The sequence below is a fragment of the Actinoplanes teichomyceticus ATCC 31121 genome (genome assembly GCF_003711105.1).
Classification (GTDB): Bacteria; Actinomycetota; Actinomycetes; order Mycobacteriales; family Micromonosporaceae; genus Actinoplanes; species Actinoplanes teichomyceticus.
Genome location: NZ_CP023865.1, coordinates 1100012 through 1126399 on the forward strand (window position 1 = coordinate 1100012; position 26388 = coordinate 1126399).

Genomic DNA, 26388 nt, shown 5'->3' on the forward strand with positions numbered 1-26388 from the left:
CGGGAGGCGGGAGCGGGGTGGCGTACCGGAAGGGACGTGAAAGGGTGGAGCCATGCGGATCACGCAGCTGCATTCGTACCCGGTCAAGGGTTGCCACCGCCTGGACCACGACGAAGCCGGAGTGGAACCCTGGGGCCTGGCCGGCGACCGCCGCTGGATGATGGTCGATGCCGAAGGCGTCGGCATCACCCAGCGGGACACCGCGCGCCTGACCCGGCTCGCCGTGCGGCCGCGCCCCGGCGGCCTGCGCCTGAGCGCGCCCGGCCTGCCCGACCTCGACGTGGACGAGCCCGCCGGCGGCCCGAAGGTCGCGGTCCGGGTGTTCCGCAACAAGCCGGAGGTCCCCGCGCGGCTGGCGGAGAGCGCATGGAGCAGCGCGTTCCTCGGCCGGGACGTGCGGCTGGTCTGGCAGGCCGACCCGACCGGGCGCGCCGTCGCCGAGTACGCGCTGCCGGGCGACCGGGTCAGCCTCGCCGACGGCTACCCGGTGCTGCTGGCCAACGCGGCCTCGCTGGCCGCGGTCAACGGCTGGCTGGCCGAGCGCGGCGACGAGCCGGTGCCGATCCACCGGTTCCGGCCGAACCTGGTGCTCGACGGCGCGCCCACCTGGGCCGAGGACGGCTGGGTGGGTCGCCGGCTGCGGATCGGCGACCTGGTCTTCCGGGTGGCCAAGCCGTGTTCGCGGTGCCGGGTCACCACGATCGACCAGGAGACCGGGGTGGCCGGTCGGCAGCCGCTGCACGTCCTCGGCACGCACCGGCGGTTCGACGGCGGGCTGATGTTCGCGGTCAACCTCATCCCCGAGCTGACCGCCGGGGACACCGCCGTGCTGCGCGTCGGCGACGAGGTGACACCGCTCGAGTGACCCGGCGCTCCATAGCGGTACGCGTGTCTTAGGAGTGTCTTAGGAAATTTGCTGGGAGCGCTCCAACGGACCAGTATCGCTGGGCGTGAGTGCTCATCGACGCCCGTTCCCGACCCGATGGCTCGCCGCCGGCGGCGCGGCCACCCTCGCCGGCATCATCGGCGTGGCCCTGCTGCTGCAGACCGGAGGGTCGGCCTGTGCCGCGCCGCCGAGCGCCAGCGCGAAGACCGGCCAGGCGACCTTCTACGACCTGGCCGCCACGTCCGGCAACTGCTCGTTCGAGGTGCCCGCCGACGATCTCTACGTGGCGCTCGGCCCGGACCAGTACGCCGCCGGGGCCTCCTGCGGCGCGTACCTCGACGTCACCGGCCCCAAGGGCAGGGTTCGCGTCAAGGTCTTCGACTCCTGCCCGGAGTGCGCCACCGGCCACCTGGACCTGAGCCGCACCGCGTTCAAGCGGATCGGCGCCGAGGTCGACGGGATCATCCCGATCAAGTACAAGCTGGTCACGAACCCGTCCGTGCCCGGGCCGATCTCCGTGCGGATCAAGGAGGGCGCCTCGCAGCACTGGTTCGCCGCGCGCATCGACAACCACGCGAACCTGCTGTCCTCGGTCAAGGTCGCGGGCTCCGGCGGCAGCTTCCGGACCGCGCACCGCACCGACTACAACTACTGGCTCATCGACAGCGGCGCCGGGCCCGGACCCTACAAAATCAAAATCACCGATGTGTACGGCAACAGCACCACGGTGTCCGGCATCGACATGAGACCCGGAGTGGTGCAGAAGACGTCGGCCTCGCTCTCCGGCGGCTCCAGCACGGTCGCCGAGACGGCCGCCCCCGCCACGACCCGAAGCTCCGCGTCGCCGGCCGCGAGGAAGTCGTCCGCGCCGGCCAAGCCGACGACCGCCGCCCCGTCGCCGGCGTCGCCCGCGCCGGCGGTGAGCGCGCTGCTCGCATCGACCGAGGCGGTGCCGAGTGCGACCGGGAACGCGCTGGTTGATCTGGCGGCTGGGGAGGTCGACGCTTCCGCCTCCGCTGAGTGCGGATAGGTTCGCGCGGCTGGTGCTGGTGCTGGTGCTGATTGTTCGAGCGGGCAACGCTGAGCAGCAGTGGCCGGCGGTTTGCCGCATTCACCCGGGTGCCCGTGAGCATTCCCGGACCTTCGGCGCGATCGCCGACCGACGGCGCGCCGAGTCGACTGTCCACACCCCTGTGGAAAACGATCGCGGACGCGGCGCGGGGTCGGCGACGACCGAGCACCCTGTCTGGCGGCGGCGGCCGGGATGCCGCGCCGGCCACCGCGGTCCGGGGCGCCCGAGGCGCTCGGCCCGGACGACCGGCGGTGCCGGCAGCGGGACCCACCGACCGTTTGTGCGGGAGAAGGGACTCGAACCCTCACGCCCTCTCGGGCACGGGCACCTAAAACCCGCGCGGCTGCCAATTTCGCCACTCCCGCCCGTCTCGCCCATCACGAGCAAAGCGTTGGGTGGAGTCTAGACGGTCGGGCCTGCCATCGGCTCCTCGGTTCAGGTCGAACGTGTCGTCCGGGTATCGACCGCGGTGTCCGGCTGACGGTGGTTGCGAGCGTGCACGGCGGCCGCCTTGCGGGTTGGCTACCGCATGACGGCCGCCGTGAGTCCGGGCCGCTCCGCGCCGGTGCGGGCCGGGCGGAGTGCCCTTCTCATCGGCGCGGCCGGTCCGGACTTGCACACTTTCCGGGATTTCGTGCCGGATCCCGGAAATCAGTCCAGGCCGAGGTCGCGCCGCAGCTTGGCGACGTGCCCGGTCGCCTTGACGTTGTAGAGGGCGCGCTCGATCGAGCCGTTCTCGTCGATCACGAACGTCGAGCGGATCACGCCGGTGACCGTCTTGCCGTAGAGCTGCTTCTCACCGAACGCCCCGTAGGCCGTCAGCACGCTCTTGTCCTCGTCGCTGACCAGCGGGAACGTGATCGCGTCCCGCTCGCGGAACGTGGCGAGCTTGGCCGGCTTGTCCGGGGAGATGCCGATCACCTCGTACCCGGCGGCCTGCAACGACGCCAGCGAGTCGCGGAAGTCGCAGGCCTGCTTGGTGCAGCCGGGCGTCATGGCGGCCGGGTACGCGTACAGCACGACCTTGCGTCCGCGCAGGTCCTTGAGCGACAGGTGCTCGCCGGTGTCGGTGGGAAGGGTGAAGTCGGGCGCGGCGTCGCCGGCGCCCAGACGCACGTTCTCAGTCATGGGTCCGACGATAGTGCCGGGTCACGTGCCCACCCGGTGGCCTCTCCAGAGTCGCCCGGCGGCGGTCAGATCGCGCGGCCACTCCTCGCCGCGGCGTCGCAGGGCCTGCTCGGTGATCTCGAAGTCGCCGACCAGTCGCCGGAACTCGGCGAGCACGTCGGCCTCCCGGAACGGCTTGCAGGAGAACACGTTGACGAAGATCTCCCGCAGGTGCGGATAGGTGTGGATGGCGGCGTGCGACTCGGCCAGGATCACCACCGCCGACTTGCCGGCCCGCTCCGGCGGGCCGCCCTCGGTGGCCACCATCGGCCCGGCGATCACCGTCATGCCGATCCGCTGCACCAGTTCCCGCATGAACCGGGTCAGCGCCTGATCGTCGTCGAGCGCCGTGACGTCGGCTATGCCGGACAGGCGCAGCGTCAGCTCGTCGCCGTAGTGGTCGTTGCCCATGACGCCTCCCAAGGCTGTGAAACGTACGTTACCGGCCGGAGAAGCCGGTAAATGTGCCACGTTTCCGCTGGCCAGGGCGGGAGCGCGGGTGTTTGCCGAATCCGTTCCGGCGGGGCATGGTCACCGTGAATTCCGTATCGGAAACACCGTGGAGAATGGGATTTCCGGTGTTCCACTACGGACAGTCGGATACCGGTCTGGCGGCGCCCCGTGGATCTTCAGTACGCTCCCGGGCAGACGCGTCGAGAGCGGAGATCAGGGTCATGACCGAGCCCACGGGCGGTATCACGGCGAACGGCACCACCACCGTCTCCGGCGAGGTGGTGGAGAAGATCGCCGCCGCGGCGGCGCGCACCGTCCCCGGGGTGGCCGACCTCGGCGGCGACGTCGCGCGCTTCGTCAACAGCGTGCTCGACAGGGTCGGGCTGGACCAGGTCGGCGACGCCAGCCGGGGCGTCTCGGCCCGGGTCAAGGACGGCACGGTGACGGTCGACGTGGTGGTCGTGCTGGCCGCCGGCACCGTCGTCGCCGAGGTGACCAGCGCCGTCCAGCAGAAGGTCACCGAGGCGGTGCAGGGTTACGGCCTGCGCGTGCTCGCCGTCAACGTCAACGTGGACGACATCGCGATCGGCTAGTCCGCCGTCGCGCCGGTGGCCACCGGCTCCGCGGCGGGTACGGCGGCGCGCATCCGGAGCAGGCCGGTCAGCGCCAGCGCGGCGCCCGCCGCGATGGTGACCGCCACGCAGGCGCGGGCCAGCCAGTCCGGGCCCGCGGCCGGGACCACGGCTGCCAGGAACGCGTCCGAGCTGCCGAAACCGGCGAAGGCGGCCAGCACGAAACCGGACAGCGCCAGATAGAACGGCGGGTGCCGCCAGGCCGCGCCCACGGCGAGGGCCCCGGTCACGAGGAGCACCCCGGACCAGCCGGCGCCGTCCAGGCCGCGCATCACCGCGTACGACACGGTGGAGGCAGCGGCACCGGCCGCGAGCGGCGCGACGCACCGCGGCCAGACGCGGACCAGGGCCGTCAGGCCGGCGCCGAGCAGGACCACCCCCACCCACCAGGCCCAGGTGAGCGGCGGCGGCTCGTAGTCGAGGGTGCCCCGGATCTCGAAGACCCGGGCCTGGTCGCGCAGCGGCACCGCCCAGTCGCGCAGCCGGTGCGAGTGATCAGGGTCGGCCACCGCCTGGGGCGGGCGGGCCGGGCCGAGCCAGTGCGTGCGCTGGTCGTGCCAGCGGACCGTGGTGCCGGCGGAGATCCGCTGCCAGGCGGGCGCCGTGGTGGGGTCGGCGGTGGCCGGCACGGGGGTGTCCCCGGCCAGGGTCTCGTTGAGGTACGCCGCGGGTGACGCCGCGTTGCGGTAGACGCCGTCCGGGCGGATCTCCAGGTACGGCTCGCCGGAGTAGCCGAGCACCTCGATCGGCCGTCCGGTGTCGTTGGTCAGCTCCAGCCGCGCGCCGCCCTCGACGGTGCGCACCGAGAGGCCGTCCAGCGGGCCGGTGACGCCGGTGATCTCGGTGCGGTACGACGTGACGTTCGCCCCCTCGCCGCCGTGGGCGAACGCGGGCGTGGCCGGCACGATCGTCGCGCCGGCCGTGGCCAGGATCAGGGCGACGCGCCTCACCCGGCCGCCCTGTCGATGGTCTGGGTGATCAGGTCGATGCCGGGCACCGTGTCGTCCGGCCCGGTGAGCTGCTTGCCGTTGACCGCGATGCTCGGGGTGCCGGTGAAGCCGCGCGCGGAGAAGGTGTCGGTCGCCTTCGTCACCCACGGCTCGTACGTGCCGTCCTCCACCGCCGCGACGAACCTGTCGCTGGTCAGCCCGGCCGACCGGGCCAACTCGACGATCGTCGCGGTGCTCAGGCCGGTGCTGCCCTCCGCCGGCTGGTTGGCGTAGAGCGCGTCGTGGAGCTCGGTGAACTTGCCGTCCTCGGCGGCCGCCGCGGCGGCGGCGGCCGAGCGGGTCGAGTACCGGGTGCCGTTCGAGTACCGGTCCAGGATGGACACCACGTGGTACCGCAGGGTGATCTTGTTGGAGCCGGCGAGCTGCCGCAGCGTGGCGCCGCTGGTGGCCTCGAAATTCTTGCAGTTCGGGCACATGAAGTCCTCGTAGAGGTCGACCGTGACCGGCCCGCTGCCGACGGCGAACGCGGTGCCCTCGTCGACCGCCGCACCCGGGATGACCAGCTTGCCCTGGTCCCGGCCGGAGACCGTGGCGTACCCGATGAAACCGGCGATGAGCAGCACCGCGACCACCGCCACCGAGGTCCAGATGGTCACTTTGCGGCGCCGTTCCGCCGCGCGCTGCTGCTCGATGATCTTCCGGGCTTTCGCGGTCCGGTCCCGATCCGCCTTGCTCATCGTTCCCCCATCAGCACACCGTCGAGTGAGAACCGGGTACGCGGCCGCCACAGCAGGATCCCGGAGAGCGCCAGGAAACCGAGGTCACGCAGGATGTCCAGGCCGTAGGCGGTGTCCCGGCCGGCGGCGAGCTCGCCGCCGGAGCTGAAACAGCCGCAGTCGATGCGCAGGCCGCGCGCCCAGGCCGAGACGATGCCGGCGATGAAGATCACCAGCAGCACCGCGGAGATCGCCGCGGTGAGCCGGGTGGACAGGCCGATCAGCAGCAGCAGGCCGAGCGCGATCTCCAGGAACGGCTGGATCCCGCCGATCACCTTGGCGACGTCGTACGGCATCAGGTCGTATGCGTTGACCGCGCGCGCCGACTCCGCCAGGTCACCGATCTTGGTGGCGCCCGCGACCAGCCAGACGGCGGCCAGCCCGAGCCGGGCCACCGTGGAGATCCACGGCCAGACCGCGGGCCGCGTGGTGGTTTCCATGGTCACACCCCGTTAGACGGAGATGATCGGGCTCTGGTTCCGGCGTACGTCCGGTTTCCCGAGTCTCTCAGCTGGCCTGGGCCCGGGCGACCGCGGTGACCAGCTCGTCGCGGGCCCGGGCGACCCGGGACCGGATGGTGCCCACCGGCACGTCCTCCACCTCGGCGGCCTCCGCGTACGACAACCCGAGCACCTGCGTCAGCACGAACGCGGTGCGCCGCTCCTCACTCAGCCGGCCCAGCAGGTCGGCGCTGCTGAGCCGGTGAGCCGGGTCGGGCGCCGGCGCGTCGGTGGCGACCTGCGCGGCCAGCCGGACCGCCAGCTTCCGGCGGCGCACCACCGCCCGCAGATGGTCCGCACAGGTGCGCCGGGCGATGCCGAGCAGCCAGGTACGCACGGTGGAGCGCCCCTGGAACGAGGCCAGCGCCCGGAACGCTCGCAGATAGGTCTCCTGGGTCAGGTCGTCCGCGGCGCCCGGGTCGATCAGCGCGGCGGTGAACCGCCACACCTCGGCCTGCGTCGCGCGCACGAACGCGGCCTGCGCGACCGGGTCGCCGTCGCGGGCGGCCAGCGCCAGCGCGGTGGCCTCGTCCCTGTCGTCGTCCCCAGCCGTCACGAGGCGTCATGGTACGCGGCGCGGGACCATCTGGAACCATGCGAGGGCCACACGGCACTACCCGCACGTGGCCGAACGGATGGGTGATCAGAGAGCATGGCCGTCATGACCGTTGACCGACGCCGGGGCGCGACCGTTCTGATCGGGCTGCTGATCGGCCTGGCCGGGGTGCTGCTGTCGGCCGTTCCGGCCAGCGCGCACGCCGCCCTGGTCAGCAGCGACCCCAGCACCGGCACGATCGTGCCGGACGCCCCCAACAAGGTGACCCTGACCTTCAGCGAGTCGGTGCAGCTGATCACCGGGAAGATCCGGGTGATCGCGCCCGACGGCGCGCGCGCCGATCAGGGCGAGCCGTCGGTGGACGGGACCCGGGTGTCGATCCCGCTGCGCTCCGGGGGCGGGCGGGGGACGTACCTGGTCACCTTCCGCGTGATCTCGGCGGACAGCCACCCGGTGAGCGGCACGATCACGTATTCGGTGGGCGCGGCGTCGACGCCGCCCGCGGCGGACGACGGCGAGGGCGTCCGGGCCGACCCGGTGGTCCGGGCGCTCATCCCGGTCGGCAAATATCTCGGGTACGCCGGACTGGTGCTCCTGATCGGCCCGGTGCTGGTGCTGGCACTGCTGTGGCCGCAGCGGCTGTCCCGGCGCGGACCCGGCCGGCTGATCTGGACCGGCATCGGGCTGGTCGCCGGCAGCACCGTGCTCGGGCTGTGGCTGCAGGCGCCGTACACGCTCGGCACCGGCCTGCTCGACGTCCGGGTCGGCGACCTGCGCGACGTGCTGGGCAGCACCTTCGGGGCGGTGATGCTGGTCCGGCTGGCCGTGGTCGTCGCGGCCGCGTTCCTGCTGCGGCCGCTGCTGGTCGGCTCCGGTGGCGAGTCGCGGCTCGACCTGGCGCTGCTCGGCGTGCTCGGCGTGGCGGCGCTGGCCACCTGGCCGCTGACCGGCCACCCGACCGCCTCGCCGGTGGCGGGGGTGTCGGTGGTGCTGGACACGCTGCACCTGGCCGCCATGTCGGTCTGGCTCGGCGGCCTGGTCATGCTGTTCGGGTTCCTGCTGCCGCGCGCCGACGCCCGCGAGCTCGGGGCGATCCTGCCGATCTGGTCGCGCTGGGCGTTCACCGCGGTCGGCGCGCTGCTGTTCGCCGGTGTGGTGCAGGCGCTCATCGAGGTGTCCTCGCTGGACGGGCTGTTCAACAGCACGTACGGGCGGCTCATCCTGACCAAGGTGGCGCTGGCCGCGATCGTGATCGCGATGGCGGCGTACTCGCGGAAGCTGGTCAGGGAGCGCAGTGCCGAGGAGTCGCCGCGCGGGCTGCGCCGGGTGGTGCTGGCCGAGCTGGGGATCACCGCGGTGGTGCTCGGCGTCACCGCGGCGCTGGTGCAGATCGCCCCGCCGCGGACCGCGGAGGCGGCGTCGACCACGGCCACGTCCACCACGGTCACCCGGACGCTGACCGACAAGACCATGTCCCTGCAGGTCGACATCTACCCGGCCGCGGTCGGCAACAATTCGATGCACCTGTACGCGTACACCCCGGACAACAAGCCGCTGCCGGTGATCGAGTGGCGGGCGACCGCCGCCCTGCCGGCCAAGAACATCGAGCCGATCGAGATCCCGCTGCTGCGGATCACCGACTTCCACGCGATCGGGGAGTACGCGCTTCCGCAGGCCGGCGAGTGGACGTTCAAGTTCACCGCCCGGACCAGCGACATCGACCAGACGACGTTCACCATGACCGCGAAAATCTCCTGATCGCCGTACGGCGAAGGCCCGTTCCGGATCGGATCGGGCCTTTGCCGTATCTATCGAGGGCCGCCTGATCGTTTGACCATTTTGGGGTCATTTGCCTCGGTATGGTGCGCGCAGTAGGGCCTGAGAAGGGGGAATGAACATGCGGCTGTTCCGGCCGGTCCTCGGCATGCTGCTACTGACGATCGGACTGCCCGCGCTGCTGACCGGGGGATGCCTCTGGGCCGTTCTGCGGCACCGCGACGCCGGCGGCGCGTTCAGCGCCGAACTGCAGCGGCTCAGCGTGCCCGGATACGCGATCGTCGTACCCGACGTCGACCGCCTGCTGCGCGACGACGCCTCCTTCGCCCGGATCGGCGACACCGAACTGCGGGTCACCGCGTTCACCGCCGCCGGCCCGGCGTTCGTCGGACTGGCCCCGGCCGACGCGGTCGCCGGATACCTGCGCGGCGTCCCGCACACCGAGATCCGCGGCGTCCAGGTCGGCACCGGCGAGCTTCCCCTCACCACGGCCGCCGTCAGCGGCGTCCAGGTCCTGCCCTCCGCCCCCGGCCGCCAGGACTTCTGGACGCGCACCGGCGGCGGCGCGCTGCGCTGGAGCACCACCGAACTCACCGGCGCCCACAGCCTGGTGATCATGAACGCCACCGGCGCCGCCGACCTGCGCCTCAACGGCACCGTCGAAGCGCGCCCCGGCTGGCTGGACCCGGCCGCATGGGGCCTGCTCTCGCTCGGCGCGCTCCTGCTGATGGCCGGCGTGGTGGTCCTGGCCACCCCGAGCCGCCGCCGCGAAGTGGTCTATGTCGTCGAGCCGAGCCAGGTCCCGGACCTGATGCGCGCCATCGGAGCGCCGATTCCGCTGCGCGCCCTCGCCCCGATGAGCACCGCCCATCTCGACCGGGGCGCTCCGCCGGTCCCGGCGTCGAGCGGCGTGAACGACGGCACGCCGCGCGGCCTTGACGGAGCTGCTCCGCTCGTCCCGGCGTCGAACGCCGCCGGGGACGGCTTCGGCGGCGATGTTCCGTTGCTCGCCGCGTCCAGTGCCACCGGGGACGGCGTCGCACGCGATGTTCCGTTGCCCGCCGCGTCGAGCGCCGCCGGGGACGGCGTCGCGCGCGGTGCCGGCCACGGCACGGCGCGCCGACCGCGCACGCTGGCCGATTCCCGGCCGGTGCGCCCGCCGGCGCTGCCGCAGTTCGCCTGGCCGCCGAAGAACCCCGGGCTCACGGGCGGCGGTTCGGTTCCGCTCTCGCCCACCCCGGCCGGCACCCTTTCCGGTACGCCGATCAGCACCCCCGGTCACCAGGACGCCCCGGACGGCATCCGCCCCGGTGGAATCACTCCCGTGGTGCCGGGCGCCCTGCCGATCCCCGCGGTCCCCGGCCGGTCAGATCTCCACGCGCCCGACGCCGCACCTCCCGGCGTCCCCGAACCGGCGCTCGGCGCGGTCGTCGGCCTCGAATCGGCGTCCGGCGCGGTTGTCGGCCTCGAACCCGCACCCAGCGCGGTCGCCGGCCTCGATACGGCGTCCGGCGCGGTTGTCGGCCTCCCATCGGCGTCCGGCGCGGTCGTCGCCCCCGAAGCCGCGGCGGGCACGGTCATGGCCTCCGGAGCCGCGGCTGCCGCAGCCGTGGACGCCGCCGCGACGGCCGGAACCGCTGGCGCTGACCTGACCGGTTCCACCGGCTCGGCCGCCACGGTCGCCGCCACGCCGAACCCCGCCCCGGGAAAGCCGCTGGGCCTGCTCGGCGACACCGGCCCGCGCACCGCTCCGCCGGGATCCCGCCCGGACCGGCCCGGCCGCCGGCGCGGCCCGGCCCCGGCCGACCTGGCGGAGTTCCACGCCACCGCGGTCGGCGCCTGGGTCGCCGAGACCGCCCCGGAGCGTGCCCGCCAGACCGAGGCCCGGGCCGCCGCCGCCCTGGCCGAGGCCGCCCGCACCCGCGCCGCCAAGTCGTCGCCGGCCGCCGGCGGGACCGCCCGCACCGGTCCGACCTCCCCGCCGGGCGAGACCCCCGAGGCCGCCACGGGCGGGTCCGCCGGGGTTGCCACGGGCGGGTCCGCCGGGGTTGCCACGGGCGGGTCCGCCGGGGTTGCCACGGGCGGGTCCGCCGAGGTTGCAGCCGCCCCATCGACCGGGGAGGGTGGCGCGGACGCCATCGGGGCGACAACGGGCCGCACGGCCGACACCGCTGGGACGTCCATGATGGATGCCCCCGAGGCCGCATCGGCCGGCGCCGAGGTCGAGCGGGCGCATCCGGCTGACGAGAGCGGGAGCGCCGAGGACCGGCAGCCGGGCACAGCCGAGCATCCGGTGGATGCCGGTGGGCGGCCCACGCGGGACCGGCGCAAGGACGGCGCAGGCCGCAGGACCGGCGTCTGGCCGGCTCCCGCGCCGCGCCGAGTGGCGCTACTGACCGGCCCCGGTGCCACGGACTGGGCGGCGACCGGCCTGACCCGGATGGGCGGCGGCCGGCCGTCCTCGAAAGCAGGCCGGCCGGCCGGTCCGGACGCGCGGCACACCGATGCGTCTCCGAGCGCGGCTGGCGACACCACCCCGGTTCCCGCCGAGCGGGCGTCGGACGGGAGGTCCCCGGACCCGTCGAGCGCCCGGCCGTCTCCGGCCCTCCGACAGCGGTCCGGCGAGCCGGAAGCCGCCGCGCCCGCCGCGGAGCCGCCCACCGGGGAGCCGGAGTCGGCCGTCCCCCCGCAGCCGGCCCCGGCCGATGCCGACTCCACCCAGCCGGCCGAACGCACCGCCACCGAGCCCGGAACAGGCGTGCCCACCGCGTCCGGAACGCCCACGCCCACCGGCTGCGGAACGGCCGCGCCCGCCGAATGCGGAACGGCCGCGCCCGGCAGGTCCGAAATGGCCGCGTCTGCCGAGTCCGGAACGGCCGCGCCTGCCGAGTCCGGAGCGGCCGTGCCCGCCGAGTCCGGAACGGCCGTGCCTGCCGAGCTCGGCGCGGGCAACCCGCAACGGATCGAGAACCGCCCGGACTCCGCTGCCGGCGAAGACCTCGATGCCGGGGCGGAGACGATCGTGCCTCCGGAGGCCCTGCCGGAGTCCGCGGGGCGGGAGACCGAACCGGTTGGCGCTCCCGCCTCGCCCACCCGGCCGGAGACGCAGGCCGCCGACCAGGGTGATACCAGCATCACGGTGAACGGAGGCACAGCCGCGGGTGATGGCATGACCGCGGCAACCGACGCTCCCGGCAAGCCGGAGCCGTCCGCGGCCGTCGCCGTGGCGGTCGAGGGCGAGGGTGATCCGGTTCCGGAGGAGGAGAAGCGGGACGAACCCAAGCCGCCGATCATCCCGATTCCCACGCGCCGGCCCCCCGAGCTCGCCAAACCGGTGCCCTCTGCCCGGACGGCCGGGGAAGAGCGACTGTCGATCCACGCGGCCGAGGCGGGGCTGCCGGTCCCGAGGATCGCCGACGAAGCGGGGGAATCGACCGGTGTCGCCGAGGCGGGGCTGCCGGTCCCGAGGATCGCCGACGAAGCGCGGGAATCGACCAACGCGGCCGAGGCGGGACTGCCTTCCGCCCGGGCTGTTGAGGGCGCGCGGGTGTCGGTCCACCAGGCCGAGGCGGGGCTGCCGGGGGCGGAGGAAGCTGTGGCGGCGGAGATCGGGAGCGGTGATCGTACGCCGGAGGCGACCGTGGTCGACCGGCTGCCCGGTGGCGAGAAGCCCGCGGTGACGCCGGGGCCGGCACGGAAAAAGGCGACCACCGGTCCGGCCCGTGCCCTGATGCCGAAGCAGGCCGCCGCCCGGCGAGCGGCAGCCGGCGCGGGGGAGCGGCTCGGCGATCACAGCGGTGTGGGACAGCGGCCACCCGCCGTCGACGGCGCGGGCGAGCAGTCCGGGACTCCGGGTTCCGAGGTGGGTGCGGCAGAGCAGGTTCCGGATCCGGAGATCAAGGCTCCGGTCAAGCCCGCGGCGAAGCGGACCGGCGCGAAGCGGGCCCCGAACAGCCCGATGGCCCGCGCCCAGGACCGGCTCAGCGGCGCCGCGGCGGACCGTCAGCCCGGCACGACCGGGGCGCGTAAGGCCCCGGCCGCCTGGGTCAAGGCCGCCGAGTCGGTCTCGGCTCGCGCCGCCGCCCCGTCGGATCCGGCGTCAGCCGCGCCACCTGCGTCGGCCGAGCCAGCTGCGTCGGCCGAGCCACCTGCGTCGGCCGAGCCACCTGTTTCGGCCGCGCCACCCGCGCCACCCGCGCCACCCGCGTCGGCCGAGGCCGTGCCGTCCGAGGCGGAGGCTCCCGCGACGCCCAGCCCTGCGGCGCGGAAGTCCCGCCCACGGGCGGCATCGACTCGCACGGCCGCCAAATCCGCGGTCAAGGCGACTGCGGCAGCTAAGCGCGCGGCGGCGGAGCCCGCGGTGCAGGACGCGACTGCGCCGGGCAGCGCCGCCGCCGGGAAGCCGGCACCTGAAAGCCTGCCCGCTGAGACGTCGTCAGCGGGCAGCGTGCCCGTCGTGAAGTCGTCAGCGGAGGGTGCGCCCGCTGGGATGTCCCCGGCAGAGATCGGCCCCGCGACGGAGCCCGGAGGGGCGAACCTGTCTACCGGGCTGGAGGTCGCGGAGCGGCTGGTGGCGGCGGAAGGTGCCGTCGCGGGCGACCCGGGCCCGGCCCCGCCTGCCGCGGGCAGCGACCAGCCGGCGGAAGACGAGCACGAGGCCACCGATCCGGGACAGTCGACGGAGCGTATGCCCAGCTACCGCGAGGAGGCCGCCGAACTTCTGGCCGCCGGCGACCGCAAGCGCCGCCGCGCCACGACCCGCAGCCGTCCCAAGAGCGCGGCCGAGGAGAGCTGAGCGAGGAGAGCTGACCGAGATTGATCGCCCCCGGCGAGGCCGGGGAACGAGGGCCGCCCGCCGGGCGGCCCTCGTCGTCACCGAGCACGGGGGACCGGCGGCAAGCGCGCCTGGCGTCGAGCGATGCCGGCTTGTTGCTCCACGGGCTCCGACCGCGCGGTCACGGATGCCCGGTGTGTCCGGGACGTCCATGACGGCTGGTGTGTCCGGGACATCAATGGCCGCCTGGTGTGTCCGGGATGCCGATGGCTGCCTGCCGTGTCCGGGGGTCCAGAGCCCGAAGGGGCTCTCCGCGCTGCCGACACGGAGAGCCCCGTTACCGGGGGGAACGGAGTAACCGAAGGGGGCTTCGTCCGTTAAACGCACTTTACCCCCTCAACCCGCCAACCGGGAAGCCGCACCCCTAAAGCGGACAAACAACGCGAAGGTCGGCTGGGGTGACACTCGCGTCGAACAACCTCGCGGCCTGCGGCGTACGCTGTTCGGGTGGCGGATCTTCTGGTGTGGATCGACTGTGAGATGACCGGTCTCGACCTGGGCAAGGACAAGCTCATCGAGGTCGCGGCGCTGGTCACCGATCCCGAACTCAACATCCTGGGCGAGGGTGTCGACCTGGTCATTCACGCCGACGACGCGGCACTCGACGCGATGCCCCCGGTGGTGCGCGACATGCACGCGAAGTCCGGGCTGACCGAGGAGGTGCGCCGCTCGACGCTCACCATGAGCGAGGCCGAGGAGATCATCCTGGCGTACGTCAAGGAGCACGTCCCCAACCCGCGCACCGCGCCCCTGTGCGGCAACTCCATCGCCACCGACCGGGGTTTCCTGTCCCGGGACATGCCCGCGCTCGACGCCCACCTGCACTACCGCATGATCGACGTCTCGTCGATCAAGGAGCTCTGCCGCCGGTGGTACCCGCGGGTGTATTTCGGGCAGCCGGCCAAGGGGCTGTCGCACCGCGCGCTCGCCGACATCCGGGAGAGCATCCGTGAGCTGGAGTACTACCGCCGCACCATCTTCGTCCCGCAGCCCGGCCCGGACGTGGAGACCGCCAAGGCGGTCGCCGCGGACCTCTGACGCGCCGGAGGCGTAACCCGCTCGACGGGCCCGGCGGGCGTGTGGCTATGATTGTCCGGCACCACGGGGAAGGTTTCCTGTGCGGGCATGGTGGTCGTAGCTCAGTTGGTAGAGCACCGGGTTGTGGTCCCGGGTGTCGCGGGTTCAAATCCCGTCGATCACCCCAACGGAAGTGTGGACGAGAGGGTCTGACCGCGAGAGCGGTCAGACCCTCTCGGCGTTGTGGGTGTCGGAATCCGGTGGCGGGAGCGCGCTCAGGGCGCCGGCTCCGGCCGGTCCATGCCGTCGGCGCGCCGGACCTCGGCGGGCGTCAGCGCCTGTACGGTGCGGAACTTGCTGCACTCCAACCAGGGCGGGTTCTCCGCCTCGTGCACCCGGAAGAAGCACTGGACCCGGAAGTAGCCCGTGTCGTCGTCGAGCCAGTCGGCGCCGGGCACCCACATCCACCGCTGGTTCCCTTCCGGGTCGTTCTGGCGGCTGACACGCGCGGCGGCCCACCACTCCAGGCGCTGTCTCAGGCGGGGCCACCACCGGTCGACGCGGTGCACCACGTCGTCGGGGGGATGCGTGGTGTCGCGCCAGCGGGCGATCTGAACCCGGAATTCCCGCAGATCCCAGTCACCCCAGATGGCCCACGCGTCCGGATCTCTCGTCACGCATCCCCCTCGTCCTCGTGCGGTCAGGGTCGCCCGGCGGCCAGATGTGCCTCCACCTCGGCGATCTCGGCGCGGTTCGGGCGTTCGTCGTCCGGGTCGTCGGTCTCGTCCGGCCGGCGGAACCAGTCGGTCAGCCAGGCCCACTCGATGCGGGCCTCGTCGCCGGCCTTGCGGGCGAGTTGCCAGGGCAGGGCGGCCTGCACGAGCGTGCGCAGGTCGGCGGCGGACAGGCTGCTGTAGCGGACGAGGACGTCGCTGATGGTGCCGAGGAGGGCCGCGCCGGTGATCGGTGTCGGTTCGTCGATGTCCGTCTCGTCGAGGGTGACGCCGCGTTCGGTGGCGTACAGCGCTTCCACGAACAGCGGCTCGTCGGCCCAGGCCAGGTGGTGGCCCTGAGCGAAGAACAGCAGCAGATGCTTCTTGGCGGTGCCCAGGCCGGGCCGGCGGCCCTCGATGGCTGCGATGACGTCGGTAACGCTCGTGGTCATCGGCGGACGGTATCGCCAGGTGCGGTGGTGCACAGTCCCCCGATGCGGGGCCGTTACGCCGGATGGCATGATCCCCTTCAATCCGTAAGCGCCAGTTACACTCACGGTAATTTCGCCGCCCGGTCGGCACAGTCCTCGATCCGACGTTGCGGTGATGGCTGTCGATCCCTTCCGGGCGGGTGCGGTCGGGCGGGCCGGATCCGGGGAAAATTTCCCGGCGGGCGCGCAACCTTTCCGGTCCGCGGGGCCACTGGGATGGTGATCACCCCTCATCCCCCGGGAGTCCCCTGATGCTCGCCAAGCGTTTCGTCGTGCCGCTCGCGGTGGCGACGGTCGGCACCGGCGCCGCGGTGTTCGGCGTCCTGAACGCCGACGCCGCCGAGGTGGCCGGCTGCGCCGTCACGTACACCGTCACCAGCCAGTGGAACGCGGGCTTCACCGGCGACGTGAAGATCCGCAACACCGGCGCCTCGGCGATCGACGGCTGGACCCTCGGGTTCGCGTTCCCCTCCGGCCAGAAGCTCGCCTCCGGCTGGAACGGCACCTGGACCCAGACCGGCGCCACGGTGACCGTGACCGACGCCGGCTGGAACAGGAGCATCCCCGCCGGGGCCACCGTGGCGCTCGGCTTCAACGGCACCTGGGCCGGAGGCAACGCGATCCCCACCGGCTTCACCGTCAACGGGGTGACGTGCGGCGCGAGCGCCACCGCACCGGGCACGGCCGCACCGGGCGGGACCGCGACCCCGACGGCGGCTGCGACCCCGACCAGGACGGCCGGCGCCTCGCCGACCGCCACCAGGACGTCCTCCGCGGCCCCCACCGCCACGGCCAAGCCCATCGCCACCGCCGGCCGGGGGCCGGAGAACTGCACCGACTACGCCGCCCTGGTCCGCGGCCAGTACTGGGTCAACAACAACGTCTGGGGCCGGGCCGACGGGGCCGGCAACCAGTGCGTGTGGGAGAACGGCCTCTCCGGCGACAACCTCAGCTGGGGTACGAACTGGACCTGGTCCGGCGACACCACCAAGGTCAAGTCGTACGCCAGCGCCGTCCTCGGCTGGCACTGGGGCTGGAAGGCCACCGGCACCGGCCTGCCGGTGCGGCTCAGCGCGGGCAAGGCGGTCCGGGCGAACTGGAACTTCGCGGTCACCCAGAAGACGTCCAACATCATGAACGTCTCGTACGACCTGTGGTTCCACACCACGAGCAACCCCGACTGGCAGGACCAGCCCACCGACGAGGTGATGGTCTGGCTGTACCGCTCGGGTGGGGCCGGGCCGGTCGGCACCAAACAGGCGACCGTCATCGTCGGCGGCACGACCTGGGATCTCTACAAGGGCAACATCGGCTGGAACGTGTACTCGTTCGTGCGTACCTCGAACACCACCTCCGCCGACCTGAACCTGACCGACTTCACGAACGACCTGGCGGGGCGGGGATGGCTCGACAAGACCAAGTATCTGTCCAGCGTGCAGGCCGGAACCGAGGTCTTCACCGGGTCGGGGCAACTCGACACCAGCGCCTACTCGGTGAAGATCAGCTGAGCCCGTCCGCCCCGGGCGACGCCCCCTCGTCCCGGGGCGGACGGCACGTCCCGTATTCCCTGACGGTCAGGAAGAGCCGCGTGCCGGAGCGAGACGCCGAACGCGCCTTCAGGCGCTTCTTCGACGAACACCACACCGATCTGTCGCGCCTCGCGTACCTCGTCACCGGCGAGACGCAGGTCGCCGACGATCTGGCGGCGGACGCGTTCGTCGAGGTCTGGCGGCACTGGGAGCGGGTGCAGCAGGCGCAGAGCCCGATCGCGTACGCCCGCGGCATCGTCACCAACCTGGCCCGCCAGTGGATCAAGCGGCAGAGCCGGGAGCGGTCCGGGTTGCTGCGCCTGGGTCTGCTGCGGCGCGAGCGCGGCGAGACCGACACCCCCGCGGTCCTCGACGTGCGCGCGGCGCTGCGGCGCCTTCCGCTGCGGCGCCGCGAGTGCGTCATCCTCCGGTACGCCTTCGACGTCCCGGAGAAGGAGGTCGCCGAGATCCTCGGCATCTCGGTCGGTGCGGTGAAGAGTCACACGTCGCGGGGCGCCGCGCAGTTGAGCGAGTTCCTCCGGGAGATGCCGCTGATGATGGGAGGTCACCGTGGCTGAGCGGCCCCAGTCCGACCTGGGTGCGGTGCTGCGCCAGGAGGCCGAGCGGCACGTGCCGGACAGCGAGGCGATGTTCGCCCGGATCAACCGGCGACGCGCCACCCCGGTGCGGCACACCGCGCCACCCCGCACGCTGTGGGGCTTCGCCGCGCTGCGCCCGGTCGCGGCCGCCTTCTCGGTGGCGGCCACCCTGGTCGCCGGGTTCACCGGGATCCGGCTGCTGACCGGTGACGATCCGCGGGACACACCGGCCGCCACCACCGGTACGCCCTCGGCCGCCCCGACCAGCAACCCGCCGCTGCCGCCGGCGACGACCCGGCCGGCCCCGGGCACGAGCGACCGGCCGCAGCAGACCGGCGGCGGCGATGACAGCCCGACCCGGACACGGTCCGGCCGGACCCCCTCCTCGGCGCCGCCGTCGTTCCAGCCGGTGTCCGGTTTCGCCAGCTCCACCGGTGTGATCAACCCCTACTCGACGGAGACCTGGGCGCAGAGCGACGTGGCGATCACCACGACCCGTGAGCTCACCGCGCTGGACGTGGCGATCAGCGTGACCCGCACCGAGGGCGTGCAGAACACCGGCAGCTGGAGCACCATCCCCAACGCGATGATCAAGATCACGCTGACCGAGGAGAAGGAAGCGCTGATCTACCGCTTCACCCTCGTACCGGGCGGCACCCTGGCGGCCGGCACCTACACCTTCGCCGCCCAGTACCAGCACGCCCCCGGCAAGCGCGATCCCAGCCGCGACCTCTACCGCGCGACGGCCTCCGGCGGAGGTCGGAAAGCGGAGGTCACGGGCACTTTCGTAGCCGCGGGCTGAGCCGCCCCGGCGGCCGAGGCTCGCCTCCCCGGCCGGGCCCGATCGACCCGAAAGGTCGGGCCCGGCCACCACCCCACGCCGCCGGCGCCCGGTGGTCCCGGTGCGCTCCCGGCCCTCCGCTCCGTCCGGCCGCCGCTCTGACCCGCCGGTTCGTGCGGTGCGGTCCCGGCCGTTCCCGTTCGGCCTCCGTTCCCGCCCGGCCATCCCATTCGGCTGCTGATTCCGCCCGGCTGCCGTTCCGGTTCGGCTGTCGTTCCCGTTCGGCCTCCGATCGCGCTCGGCTGCTGATTCCGCCCGGCTGCCGCGGCGCGTCCGAGCCGCCATCCGGGGCCTCCGGCTCGCTGGTCAGTGAGGTGTCCATCCGCATCGTTGGTCAGCCGGCCGCGTCCAGGCCGCTGTCGGCGCAGACCTGCGACATGTCGGCCGCGGCGGCGCTGACCGCCGCCACCGCATCCGGCTCGCCGGCGCTGCCATGCGAGGCCACGGCTTTCTCGTACGCCCGGGCGAGCGCCGTCGCGGCATCGGCCACCGGCGCATCCGCGGTCGCGCTGGCATCGGTGATCTCCTGGATCACCCCCGGCTCCATCAGCGACGCCGCGCGGATCGCCGCAGCCAGCCGCCCGCAGGTGAGCAATCCCGGCGGATCATCGACCGGCGACGACGCGCCCGGCGCACCGCCCGCTCCGCTCGCCGCACCGGATGCACCCGCCGGCCCGCTGACCGCGCCGGGCCCGCCTGCCGGCGCGCTGGCCGCAATGGACCCGCCCACGCCGCCCGGCGCAGGGCCCGTCCCGGACTCGCAGCCGACGATGCCCGCAAGCACGGCCACCGGCAAGACGAACCGCACAACTGCCGCCATGACCCCAAGCTACGGCCCGAGGGCCCGCAGCCGGCGTCCATCCGCTCAGACCCGTCAGCAGAGACCTGTGACGGCATGGATTTCCAGCGATACGAATTCAGGCGACGAATCGGTATGAACCACCCAGGCGCCAACCGTCCACGTCCGACCGCCCATCGCCGGCCCGCAGCCCCGTGGGGCTGGTTGCCGGGTGGGCGTTCCACGGCCACCGGATCGACACGTGTCCGCTGGCAACGTTGGTCACTCGCGCTTCGGTGAACACGCAGGAGACCTGAAGCACGTCGCCGGCACGGAATTCGTTGTCGACCACGAGGCGAAGATCCTTCGCCGGGTCATCGGCTTCGTCGAACAAACGGCGAGGTCCCTGCTGTCGGCGCCGCGGCCGTGCCCGTCGTGCCAGCCTCTGATCAGCGGAATCCGGTGAGGGACAGCAGGACGTATCCCACCGTGGTCAGCGGAAGGGCGAGCAGCAGCGCGAGCCCGCGCTGAGGCCAGGACCGGCTCACCAGCACGGTGAGTGCCACCCCCAACGGGACCAGGACAACGGTGTACTCAACGGTGTCCGCGGTTTCGTAGTTCGGGTCCCCGATGCGCCTGAGCTGCATCGTGGCCTCGGCGAACAGCACCGCACCCGGCATGGCTGCGGCGGCTGCGCGAAGACGGCCCCCGGTTCGCGCCAGTACGCCTGCCGCACCGAAGACCGTGCCGGCCACCACGCCCGACCCCATCCACAGCAACGCGGTTGCGTTGTACATGCTCGCCGGGGCATCACCCTGGATGAGCGTGGCGGCGAAGTAGTAGCTCGGCACGGCCAGGACCAGGCAGACGATCGCACCGAGGATGCCGACCGGCAACGTCCACCGGCTGAGGAAGGTCAGCAGGAACGCCGCCACGGCCCAGACCGCGATGGAGTTGCCCAGCCCGCCGAACGGAAAGGGCACGTACTTGATCCATACGAAGTCAAGGGCGCCCAAGAGCACGCTCGCGACGGGAACTACTACGGCCACGTTCCGGTTGATCGCCATGATCGCTGATCGTAGGAACCTGAGGAGCCCGGCACATCGAACCGCGGATGGACCACGCGGCCCGATGATCCGCCGAAAGGTAGACCGCCGGAGCAGGCACCCTCGACGCGTCACGCCACGGTGAGCCGGTCCGGGCCCGCCACCGGATTCCGTCGATGATCGTTCTGATGGTCCGTCTGCGCGGCCGATCACGGCCCGGGCGGCGACCGGTCGCAGACCTACCGGGCGCTCAGCCGGGTGGTCCCGGCGCTCGAGGCACGCGGCCTGCGATCCATCGGCGCCCTGACCGGCCCGGGCGTCAGCCGGCCTCCGCGCGACCGAACAGGGCCGCGAGCGTCGCGTCCGAGGCTGCCAGGGCGGCCCGGTCGAAGGTGCTGCCGGCCGCGACCAGCTCGGCCGCGCCGGTGCGCTCGACCAGCTCGGCCAGCCGGCTCTCCACCTGGGCCGGCGTGCCGGTGATCGCGGACGCGGCGCTCCGTTCGACGTACTGCTGCTGCCGCGGCGTGCGACGGGCGGACCGGACCGCGGCCACCGGTTCCAGGGGCGGGAACACCCCGGTGGTACGGCTCACCGCCATCGCCCAGGCCTCGGGCAGGATCAGTTCGGCGGCCTCCGCGGCGGTGTCGGCGACCAGCACGTCGAGGCTGACCGCCACCCACGGCTCGGGCCGCGTGGCGGTCGGCCGGAAGGCCCGCCGGTAGCCGGCCAGCGCCTCCCGCCCGGGCGCCGGGTCGCCGCCGACCCCGAGCAGCGGACCGCCCACGATCACCGGCAGCCCCAGCTCGGCCGCGATCGGCAGGCCCGTGCCGGTGGCGAGCACGTACAGCGGCACCGGGCCGTCCGGCTGCGGGTGCAGGCCGATCTCGGCCGTCCCGGTCAGGAAGGCGCGCAGCTCGGCCAGGTCGGCGGCGAAGTCCCGGTCGGTCTGGCGCAGCGCCCGGCGCACCGGCGCGGTGAAGCCGGGCGAGCGGCCCAGCCCCAGGTCGACGCGGCCCGGCGCGAACGCGGACAGGGTGGCGAACTGTTCGGCGACCACGAGCGGCTGGTGGTGCGGCAGCATCACCCCGGCCGAGCCGAGCCGGATGCGGGTCGTCGCGCCGGCCAGCGCGGCGAGCAGCACCGCCGGCGCCGCGCCCGCGACGCCGGGCACCCCGTGGTGCTCGGCCACCCAGATCCGGTCGTAGCCGAGCCGTTCGGCGTGGGCCGCGCGGGCCACCGTGCCGCGCACCGCCGCCGGCTCGGGCTCGCCGGCACGCGTACGGGAACGGTCCAGCAGGGAGAGCCGGGGCGCGGAATCGATCACGCCAGGTGCAGCGTCGCCGGGCGGAGGCTTGTTCCTCGGCTCGCCGTCACGCCGACCGGGGCAGCGGCGCCGCCGGGTCGCGCGCCGGGCGGGTGCCGGCCTTGCGCGCGTACATCGCCATGTCCGCCTCGTGCAGCAGCAGGTCCGGATCCCAGGCGGGCCCGGCCGTGGCGGCGCCGATGCTGGCGCGCAGCGGCACCACCGCGTCGCCGATCGGCACCTCGGCGTGCAGCGCCTCGGCGAGGGCGGCGGCCAGCTCGGCGCGGCGCCGCGGGTCCGGGTCCTCGACCAGCACGGCGAACTCGTCACCGCCGAGCCGGGCCACCACGTCGGTGCCGCGCGCGCAGCCGCGCAGCCGGCGGCCCACCTCGGTGAGCAGCTCGTCGCCCGCCGCGTGGCCGTAGCGGTCGTTGACCGGCTTGAACCCGTCGAGGTCGATGAGGAAGACCGTCGGGGTGGCCGCCACCGTCAGCCGGTCCATGAACAGCGCCCGGTTCGCCAGCCCGGTCAGCCGGTCGTGGTAGGCCAGCTCGCGCAGCCGCTCGGACAGGTCGGCGATCTGCCGGAACGCGGCGAGCTGCCGCAACCCGACCAGGACGCCGCAGACGAACATCCCGACCAGCAGGATCCACGCGTGCGCGGTCAGGCCGTGCCGCAGCAGCTCGACGACGAGCAGGGCGAAGGTCGCCACGATCGCCAGGTACGGGGTGAGGCTGTACCGGAGACCGCGCTCGCGCGCCGGGGCGTCCGGCGCGCCGGCGTGCAGCAGTTGAAGCCGGGCGCCGGCCGCGAGCAGCAGCGCGCCGACCACCTCCAGGCTCAGCACCGCCCCGGCGTGCGCGAGGGCCCAGCCGTCCGGCAGCCCGAGCAGCACCCCCTGGCAGCCCGCGGCGACGCCGCAGACCCACCCGGTAACCGGGGCGAACGGCGGGTTGCCGCCCATCAGCAGCTTGATCATGGCGAGGACTTCCAGGAACAGCGGCGCGGGACCGGTCACCAGCGCCGCGATCCACTGGACCTGGGACTGGCCGGCCTGGTCGCCGGCGGTCAGGTCGATCGCGTAGAGGCTGACCGCGGACGCCGCCACCATGACGGTCGTGACGTCCAGCCGATACCGGATCCGGGCCTGCCCCGAGGCGACCGCCGGCGGCCCGCTGAGCAGCCCGACCAGGACCGCCGCGGTTCCCGCGCTGAGCGCCGTGGCGTACGCGCCGGTGCCCAGCACGACGCCCGGCGCGCGGGCGTCGCGGATCGCCGCCGCGAACTGGATGAGCCCGGCGAGCACGAACCCGGCGCCGGCGAGCACGCACGTGCCCCACAGCCGCCGGACCCCGCGCGACGAGGTCGTCCGGGCGACGCGCCAGCTGATGACGGCGAACCCGGCGAACCCGGCGGTCACCACCGGCCACACCACCCGCCCGAGCCAGGCCGCATCGCCGACGGCGCAGCACGCCAGGACCACCACGGCCACCGCGCCGAGCAGGACCAGTCCGCCGTCGACACGCCGGACGGCACCGATCCGCTCCATCCCGCATCCCCTCGTCCGCCGGCTCACCCGAGCCGACCCCTACCGATCGGCAGGCCCTTGGTGCGGTTGAGCCGCCGGCCCGGCCGGGTTGCGGGCCGGTCGCACGACCGCGTTCCGTGCGTTGCGCCGCCCGCGCGCCCGCTGCCGGGACGGGCGCCGGAGCAGCGAGCGACGAGAATGTCGGACCACCGAACCGGCCCGCGCGGCGACCGGGGCGCGGTGACGCCCGAACCGGGCTCATCGCGATCAACTCGACGAACAGCTCGTCATGACGGACTTCTCGTGGCGCCTGGCCGGCGAGCCGTAGCCGGCTAGCCTTCGGTGATCTTGGCCGGGACGGTAGGGGCTGGCAGCGGGTCGTAGCCGGTGATGGTGAGCGTCCAGGCACCACGCGCCATCTTCATGGTCAGGCCGGTCAGGCGGCCCTGGGCATCGAGGGTGGCGGTGAACGGAAGCCGGTCCCCGCCGGTCAGGTCGGCCGCCACTGGCAAGAGCTCGCCGGGGGCGGTCTTCATCGCGCTGGTGTCGATCTGGCCGGTCAACGTCGTTCCGGTCAGGGTGACGTCGCGGGCGGCGGTGAGCAGGGCGGTCGCGCCAGTGCGGTCCGGGTTGTCGAAGGTGAGTCCCAGCCTCGCACTCCTCTCGGCGTACGGCTCCGCGGCCAGGTCGAGGTGCTTCCAGGCGCCGCCGTCGGTTCTGGTGTACTCGTCAGTGCCGACGAGGACGAACTCGTAGACGATGCTGTCAATGGTGGAGCGATGGGACCAGGCCGGTTGGTCGTGGTCGTAGACACCCTCGATCTTCTGGCCCGGAAGGGTGACGGTGTAGCGGTAATCGCCGGAGGTCAAGCCCACCGCGGCCAGCGCCAGGTCGGGCTTGGCGGGGGTGTCTGTCGCGGGCGTGGCGTCGTCGCAGGCGGCCAAGGTGAACAGGACACAGAGCGCGGCCGTCGACCGCCGGATGATCATGTCGCTGATGCTAGGCGGTGAATGACCTGGCAATCGCATCGCTGTTCATCGCCCATAATGCCGCCGGTTGCTCCACCCGAAGTCATCCAGTCATCGGTACAGTCGTGGTCATGTTCCGGATGCCATGAAGGCGGCGAGGCTGTAGTGAGCATCTGCTCCAACTCGCCCAGAAACTGCGGCATCTCGTCCGAGAAAAGCTCCCGCCTTCCGTACGGTTCGATACCGTCAAGCATCGGGGTCGACCTGCCGCGAGCCGGCCGCCCTGAGCGGCACGCTGTCCGCGGCTACTCATTTACTGGTGACGAATGTCGGCGGTGCGACGAACACGACATCGCGTATGGGCGGGAACGGCGTGCAGATCGCCGCAGCGCCTGTTCGGCCGCGGTCACCCGGGAATCACTGGATTCGGGTACGCGGCACGCGATTGGCGCGGCGATCCGTCCAGGGTCGATTGCCGGCCTGCTCGCAATGCGAGATGCTACGCCACCGATCCGCCTTCCGCGATGTTGGCATTCTTCAATACCGGAACGACTTCGGCGTGCAGTCCGAGCAGGCACCTCCCCACGGTCGCGCGGATCCCGGCATGTGACATTCCGTGCACCGGCATTATAGGCAGCGCTGACGGACCGGCGACCCGTTGTGCGCATGGATCGGACAAGCCCGGGACGACCCGAAACCGCAGCCGGCCCGGCGTAGCATGTCCGGAGAACTTGGCTCTTTCCGAAACAAGCATGGAGAACGACATGGCATTCGGAGCGGACCAGAACATCAACATCGCAAACGGTTCTGGACAGGACATTTATGTTTTGGCAGCGGGAAACACGGCCTGGACGATCGCTGATGTACTCGGCAACGCGGCGCTCATGTTCACCGGCATCGGCGAGCTGAAGGGCATCGTCTCGGCCGGTGAACTGCCCGCGGCGATCAACACCATCGGCGACCTCTACAAGGCGCTGCGCGTCGGCGCCGCCCTCGTCCGCGCCGGCGGCCGGGGCTACGAGGCCGGCCAAGCCGTCGTGAACGCCTTCAAGAAGAACTCGGCCGACATCCCGAACGGTCAAGTCAAAAACGTACGGGAACAGGGCACCCTCAGCACCTTCCTGAACCCGAGCGGCATCGCCGGCCTGCTCGGTGCGGGCACCGTCTCACTGACGATCATGAGTAACGACGGTTTGCAGGTCGCGCAGTTCAACAGCGGTCCCGACGACTCGTGGATCGCCACCAGCAACCAGACGATCGTGCGCTCCGTCTACGGCACGCTCTGGGACCAGGATCCCTCGGCCGGCTCCCAGAGCTGGCCGGTGGTCCCTGCCGCAGCCAACGCCTGACAGGCCTCGAATCCCCGCGCGCGCAACCCGGCTCCCGGAAAGACTCGCCGGGGCCCGCGTACACCGCGGTCCGCCAGCTCTCGTCGTCGACTGCACCACCGGCGGTGACACGCACCGCGATCCTGCAGGCCATCCTCGTCCTGCACCACGTCGATAACCCGGTCTGCCAAGGTTGATGAACGTTCATTGTAGAATGCGAAATCAGACCTGGAATTGATCGGCTGTCCGATCTCCCGGTCCGGGGATCTTTCCGGAGCCACTTCAAGTCGTACACCGACAGTGGGCGTTATGCGGCCCGGGTAACCACCGTCAGTGCCAGCCGGGTGTGTCGGGCTGGTGGTGGTGGGTGTTATGCGGCCCAGGGTGACCACCGTCAGTGCCCGCCATCCTTGCTCGTCCGGTCCCGCAGGCGCCCGCTCCTCCGACACAGACGCCAACCCCGCCCGCTGCCGGCCCGCAGCCGTGACCAACCCGCTGCCGACACCGCCATGCCGGAATTCCGCACCAGCAAACCCGCAGCCGCGGCAGAACCGCGCGCAGGCAAGGTTGTGGGCGGGGATGGTTTACGCAGGGATCAAGCCTGACCGCCCGGAGTGGGCCATCCCCGCCCAAAACCGTCCCCCT

Annotated in this window: 24 protein-coding genes and 2 tRNA genes; 11 read left to right on the plus strand and 15 right to left on the minus strand. The window is 72.8% G+C overall.

The annotated features are described in order from the left end of the window. Nucleotides 1–52: 52 nt before the first annotated feature. Both ACTEI_RS05010 and ACTEI_RS05015 read left to right on the plus strand, forming a co-directional pair. Nucleotides 53–865, plus strand: coding sequence for an MOSC domain-containing protein (locus ACTEI_RS05010; protein WP_122976575.1), 813 nt, complete (start codon nucleotides 53–55; stop codon nucleotides 863–865). A gap of 85 nt (nucleotides 866–950) precedes the next feature. After that, a complete protein-coding gene (locus tag ACTEI_RS05015) occupies nucleotides 951–1916 on the plus strand; it encodes an expansin EXLX1 family cellulose-binding protein (RefSeq protein ID WP_122976576.1) in 966 nt (321 codons plus the stop codon). A 323-nt stretch (nucleotides 1917–2239) separates the two neighbouring features. On the opposite strand, the gene ACTEI_RS05020 is transcribed toward ACTEI_RS05015, so the two are convergent. The 3 genes from ACTEI_RS05020 to ACTEI_RS05030 form a co-directional block, all read right to left on the minus strand. Further along, nucleotides 2240–2323, minus strand: a tRNA-Leu gene (locus tag ACTEI_RS05020). Nucleotides 2324–2609: 286 nt separating this feature from the next. Further along, a complete protein-coding gene (gene bcp, locus ACTEI_RS05025) occupies nucleotides 2610–3086 on the minus strand; it encodes a thioredoxin-dependent thiol peroxidase (RefSeq protein WP_122976577.1) in 477 nt (158 codons plus the stop codon). A gap of 21 nt (nucleotides 3087–3107) precedes the next feature. Continuing rightward, nucleotides 3108–3536 carry an S-adenosylmethionine decarboxylase family protein gene (locus tag ACTEI_RS05030; protein WP_122976578.1) on the minus strand — a complete coding sequence of 143 codons (429 nt, stop codon included), beginning with the start codon at nucleotides 3534–3536 and terminating at the stop codon, nucleotides 3108–3110. 263 nt (nucleotides 3537–3799) lie between these two features. Here ACTEI_RS05030 and ACTEI_RS05035 point away from each other — a divergent pair, with 263 nt between their 5' ends. Continuing rightward, nucleotides 3800–4171: an Asp23/Gls24 family envelope stress response protein gene (locus ACTEI_RS05035; RefSeq protein ID WP_122976579.1), complete on the plus strand. Its 372-nt coding sequence runs from the start codon at nucleotides 3800–3802 to the stop codon at nucleotides 4169–4171. Here the strand turns inward: ACTEI_RS05035 and ACTEI_RS05040 are convergent. The 4 genes from ACTEI_RS05040 to ACTEI_RS05055 all read right to left on the minus strand — a co-directional run bounded on the left by ACTEI_RS05040 (nucleotide 4168) and on the right by ACTEI_RS05055 (nucleotide 6992). Then, the gene (locus ACTEI_RS05040; RefSeq protein ID WP_122976580.1) at nucleotides 4168–5160 is read right to left on the minus strand and encodes a hypothetical protein; all 993 of its coding nucleotides are present in this window, start codon (nucleotides 5158–5160) and stop codon (nucleotides 4168–4170) included. The genes ACTEI_RS05035 and ACTEI_RS05040 overlap by 4 nt on opposite strands. Beyond that, on the minus strand, nucleotides 5157–5897 hold the full coding sequence (locus ACTEI_RS05045; RefSeq protein WP_122976581.1) for a DsbA family protein: 741 nt from the start codon (nucleotides 5895–5897) through the stop codon (nucleotides 5157–5159). The genes ACTEI_RS05040 and ACTEI_RS05045 overlap by 4 nt, the downstream gene beginning before the upstream one ends. Next, the gene (locus ACTEI_RS05050; protein WP_122976582.1) at nucleotides 5894–6376 is read right to left on the minus strand and encodes a MauE/DoxX family redox-associated membrane protein; all 483 of its coding nucleotides are present in this window, start codon (nucleotides 6374–6376) and stop codon (nucleotides 5894–5896) included. Before ACTEI_RS05050 ends, ACTEI_RS05045 begins: the two co-directional genes overlap by 4 nt. Nucleotides 6377–6443: 67 nt before the next feature. Continuing rightward, nucleotides 6444–6992 carry a sigma-70 family RNA polymerase sigma factor gene (locus ACTEI_RS05055; RefSeq protein WP_122976583.1) on the minus strand — a complete coding sequence of 183 codons (549 nt, stop codon included), beginning with the start codon at nucleotides 6990–6992 and terminating at the stop codon, nucleotides 6444–6446. A gap of 96 nt (nucleotides 6993–7088) precedes the next feature. Here ACTEI_RS05055 and ACTEI_RS05060 point away from each other — a divergent pair, with 96 nt between their 5' ends. The 4 genes from ACTEI_RS05060 to ACTEI_RS05075 all read left to right on the plus strand — a co-directional run bounded on the left by ACTEI_RS05060 (nucleotide 7089) and on the right by ACTEI_RS05075 (nucleotide 14806). Further along, nucleotides 7089–8750 (plus strand): copper resistance CopC/CopD family protein, encoded by a 1662-nt coding sequence (locus tag ACTEI_RS05060; protein ID WP_122976584.1) that lies wholly within the window; start codon nucleotides 7089–7091, stop codon nucleotides 8748–8750. Nucleotides 8751–8883: 133 nt separating this feature from the next. After that, nucleotides 8884–13563, plus strand: a complete 4680-nt coding sequence (locus ACTEI_RS36740) for a hypothetical protein (RefSeq protein ID WP_164465845.1) — start codon at nucleotides 8884–8886, stop codon at nucleotides 13561–13563. A 519-nt stretch (nucleotides 13564–14082) separates the two neighbouring features. Further along, complete coding sequence (gene orn / locus ACTEI_RS05070; RefSeq protein ID WP_239082584.1) at nucleotides 14083–14640, plus strand: oligoribonuclease; 558 nt, start codon at nucleotides 14083–14085, stop codon at nucleotides 14638–14640. Between the two features lie 90 nt (nucleotides 14641–14730). Then, a tRNA-His gene (locus ACTEI_RS05075) sits at nucleotides 14731–14806 on the plus strand. An 88-nt stretch (nucleotides 14807–14894) separates the two neighbouring features. On the opposite strand, the gene ACTEI_RS05080 is transcribed toward ACTEI_RS05075, so the two are convergent. Together ACTEI_RS05080 and ACTEI_RS05085 are read right to left on the minus strand one after the other, a co-directional pair. Further along, on the minus strand, nucleotides 14895–15296 hold the full coding sequence (locus tag ACTEI_RS05080; RefSeq protein WP_122976586.1) for a hypothetical protein: 402 nt from the start codon (nucleotides 15294–15296) through the stop codon (nucleotides 14895–14897). A gap of 23 nt (nucleotides 15297–15319) precedes the next feature. Then, entirely contained in the window at nucleotides 15320–15784 is a 465-nt protein-coding gene (locus tag ACTEI_RS05085) for a Panacea domain-containing protein (protein WP_239082583.1), read from the minus strand. Nucleotides 15785–16074: 290 nt separating this feature from the next. On the opposite strand from ACTEI_RS05085, the gene ACTEI_RS05090 reads away from it, so the two are divergent. The 3 genes from ACTEI_RS05090 to ACTEI_RS05100 all read left to right on the plus strand — a co-directional run bounded on the left by ACTEI_RS05090 (nucleotide 16075) and on the right by ACTEI_RS05100 (nucleotide 18753). After that, nucleotides 16075–17331 carry a glycoside hydrolase family 12 protein gene (locus ACTEI_RS05090; RefSeq protein WP_122976588.1) on the plus strand — a complete coding sequence of 419 codons (1257 nt, stop codon included), beginning with the start codon at nucleotides 16075–16077 and terminating at the stop codon, nucleotides 17329–17331. An 80-nt stretch (nucleotides 17332–17411) separates the two neighbouring features. Continuing rightward, nucleotides 17412–17930: a SigE family RNA polymerase sigma factor gene (locus ACTEI_RS05095; protein WP_122976589.1), complete on the plus strand. Its 519-nt coding sequence runs from the start codon at nucleotides 17412–17414 to the stop codon at nucleotides 17928–17930. Continuing rightward, nucleotides 17923–18753 (plus strand): hypothetical protein, encoded by an 831-nt coding sequence (locus ACTEI_RS05100; RefSeq protein WP_122976590.1) that lies wholly within the window; start codon nucleotides 17923–17925, stop codon nucleotides 18751–18753. The genes ACTEI_RS05095 and ACTEI_RS05100 overlap by 8 nt, the downstream gene beginning before the upstream one ends. 373 nt (nucleotides 18754–19126) lie before the next feature. Here the strand turns inward: ACTEI_RS05100 and ACTEI_RS05105 are convergent, their stop codons facing one another. From ACTEI_RS05105 to ACTEI_RS05130, 6 genes are all read right to left on the minus strand, one after another. Continuing rightward, entirely contained in the window at nucleotides 19127–19612 is a 486-nt protein-coding gene (locus ACTEI_RS05105; protein WP_164465846.1) for a hypothetical protein, read from the minus strand. A 97-nt stretch (nucleotides 19613–19709) separates the two neighbouring features. Beyond that, entirely contained in the window at nucleotides 19710–19964 is a 255-nt protein-coding gene (locus ACTEI_RS36745; protein WP_145831101.1) for a hypothetical protein, read from the minus strand. A gap of 55 nt (nucleotides 19965–20019) precedes the next feature. After that, nucleotides 20020–20637, minus strand: a complete 618-nt coding sequence (locus tag ACTEI_RS05110) for a DUF6518 family protein (RefSeq protein ID WP_122976591.1) — start codon at nucleotides 20635–20637, stop codon at nucleotides 20020–20022. Between the two features lie 298 nt (nucleotides 20638–20935). Further along, entirely contained in the window at nucleotides 20936–21940 is a 1005-nt protein-coding gene (locus ACTEI_RS05120) for an MsnO8 family LLM class oxidoreductase (protein ID WP_164465847.1), read from the minus strand. A gap of 46 nt (nucleotides 21941–21986) precedes the next feature. Next, entirely contained in the window at nucleotides 21987–23468 is a 1482-nt protein-coding gene (locus tag ACTEI_RS05125) for a GGDEF domain-containing protein (RefSeq protein WP_122976592.1), read from the minus strand. A gap of 311 nt (nucleotides 23469–23779) precedes the next feature. Then, entirely contained in the window at nucleotides 23780–24436 is a 657-nt protein-coding gene (locus tag ACTEI_RS05130) for a hypothetical protein (protein ID WP_122976593.1), read from the minus strand. A 731-nt stretch (nucleotides 24437–25167) separates the two neighbouring features. Here ACTEI_RS05130 and ACTEI_RS05135 point away from each other — a divergent pair. Next, nucleotides 25168–25764 (plus strand): hypothetical protein, encoded by a 597-nt coding sequence (locus tag ACTEI_RS05135; RefSeq protein ID WP_145831100.1) that lies wholly within the window; start codon nucleotides 25168–25170, stop codon nucleotides 25762–25764. Nucleotides 25765–26388: the final 624 nt, after the last annotated feature.

Bases quoted from the DNA above. Each gene is read 5' to 3' on its own strand.
- ACTEI_RS05010 (WP_122976575.1), top strand. From the start codon at position 53: ATGCGGATCACGCAGCTGCATTCGTACCCGGTCAAGGGTTGCCACCGC.
- bcp (WP_122976577.1), bottom strand. From the start codon at position 3,086: ATGACTGAGAACGTGCGTCTGGGCGCCGGCGACGCCGCGCCCGACTTC.
- ACTEI_RS05030 (WP_122976578.1), bottom strand. From the start codon at position 3,536: ATGGGCAACGACCACTACGGCGACGAGCTGACGCTGCGCCTGTCCGGC.
- ACTEI_RS05035 (WP_122976579.1), top strand. From the start codon at position 3,800: ATGACCGAGCCCACGGGCGGTATCACGGCGAACGGCACCACCACCGTC.
- ACTEI_RS05045 (WP_122976581.1), bottom strand. From the start codon at position 5,897: ATGAGCAAGGCGGATCGGGACCGGACCGCGAAAGCCCGGAAGATCATC.
- ACTEI_RS05050 (WP_122976582.1), bottom strand. From the start codon at position 6,376: ATGGAAACCACCACGCGGCCCGCGGTCTGGCCGTGGATCTCCACGGTG.
- ACTEI_RS05060 (WP_122976584.1), top strand. From the start codon at position 7,089: ATGGCCGTCATGACCGTTGACCGACGCCGGGGCGCGACCGTTCTGATC.
- ACTEI_RS36740 (WP_164465845.1), top strand. From the start codon at position 8,884: ATGAACATGCGGCTGTTCCGGCCGGTCCTCGGCATGCTGCTACTGACG.
- orn (WP_239082584.1), top strand. From the start codon at position 14,083: ATGACCGGTCTCGACCTGGGCAAGGACAAGCTCATCGAGGTCGCGGCG.
- ACTEI_RS05085 (WP_239082583.1), bottom strand. From the start codon at position 15,784: ATGACCACGAGCGTTACCGACGTCATCGCAGCCATCGAGGGCCGCCGG.
- ACTEI_RS05090 (WP_122976588.1), top strand. From the start codon at position 16,075: ATGCTCGCCAAGCGTTTCGTCGTGCCGCTCGCGGTGGCGACGGTCGGC.
- ACTEI_RS05105 (WP_164465846.1), bottom strand. From the start codon at position 19,612: ATGGCGGCAGTTGTGCGGTTCGTCTTGCCGGTGGCCGTGCTTGCGGGC.
- ACTEI_RS05110 (WP_122976591.1), bottom strand. From the start codon at position 20,637: ATGGCGATCAACCGGAACGTGGCCGTAGTAGTTCCCGTCGCGAGCGTG.
- ACTEI_RS05125 (WP_122976592.1), bottom strand. From the start codon at position 23,468: ATGGAGCGGATCGGTGCCGTCCGGCGTGTCGACGGCGGACTGGTCCTG.
- ACTEI_RS05130 (WP_122976593.1), bottom strand. From the start codon at position 24,436: ATGATCATCCGGCGGTCGACGGCCGCGCTCTGTGTCCTGTTCACCTTG.
- ACTEI_RS05135 (WP_145831100.1), top strand. From the start codon at position 25,168: ATGGAGAACGACATGGCATTCGGAGCGGACCAGAACATCAACATCGCA.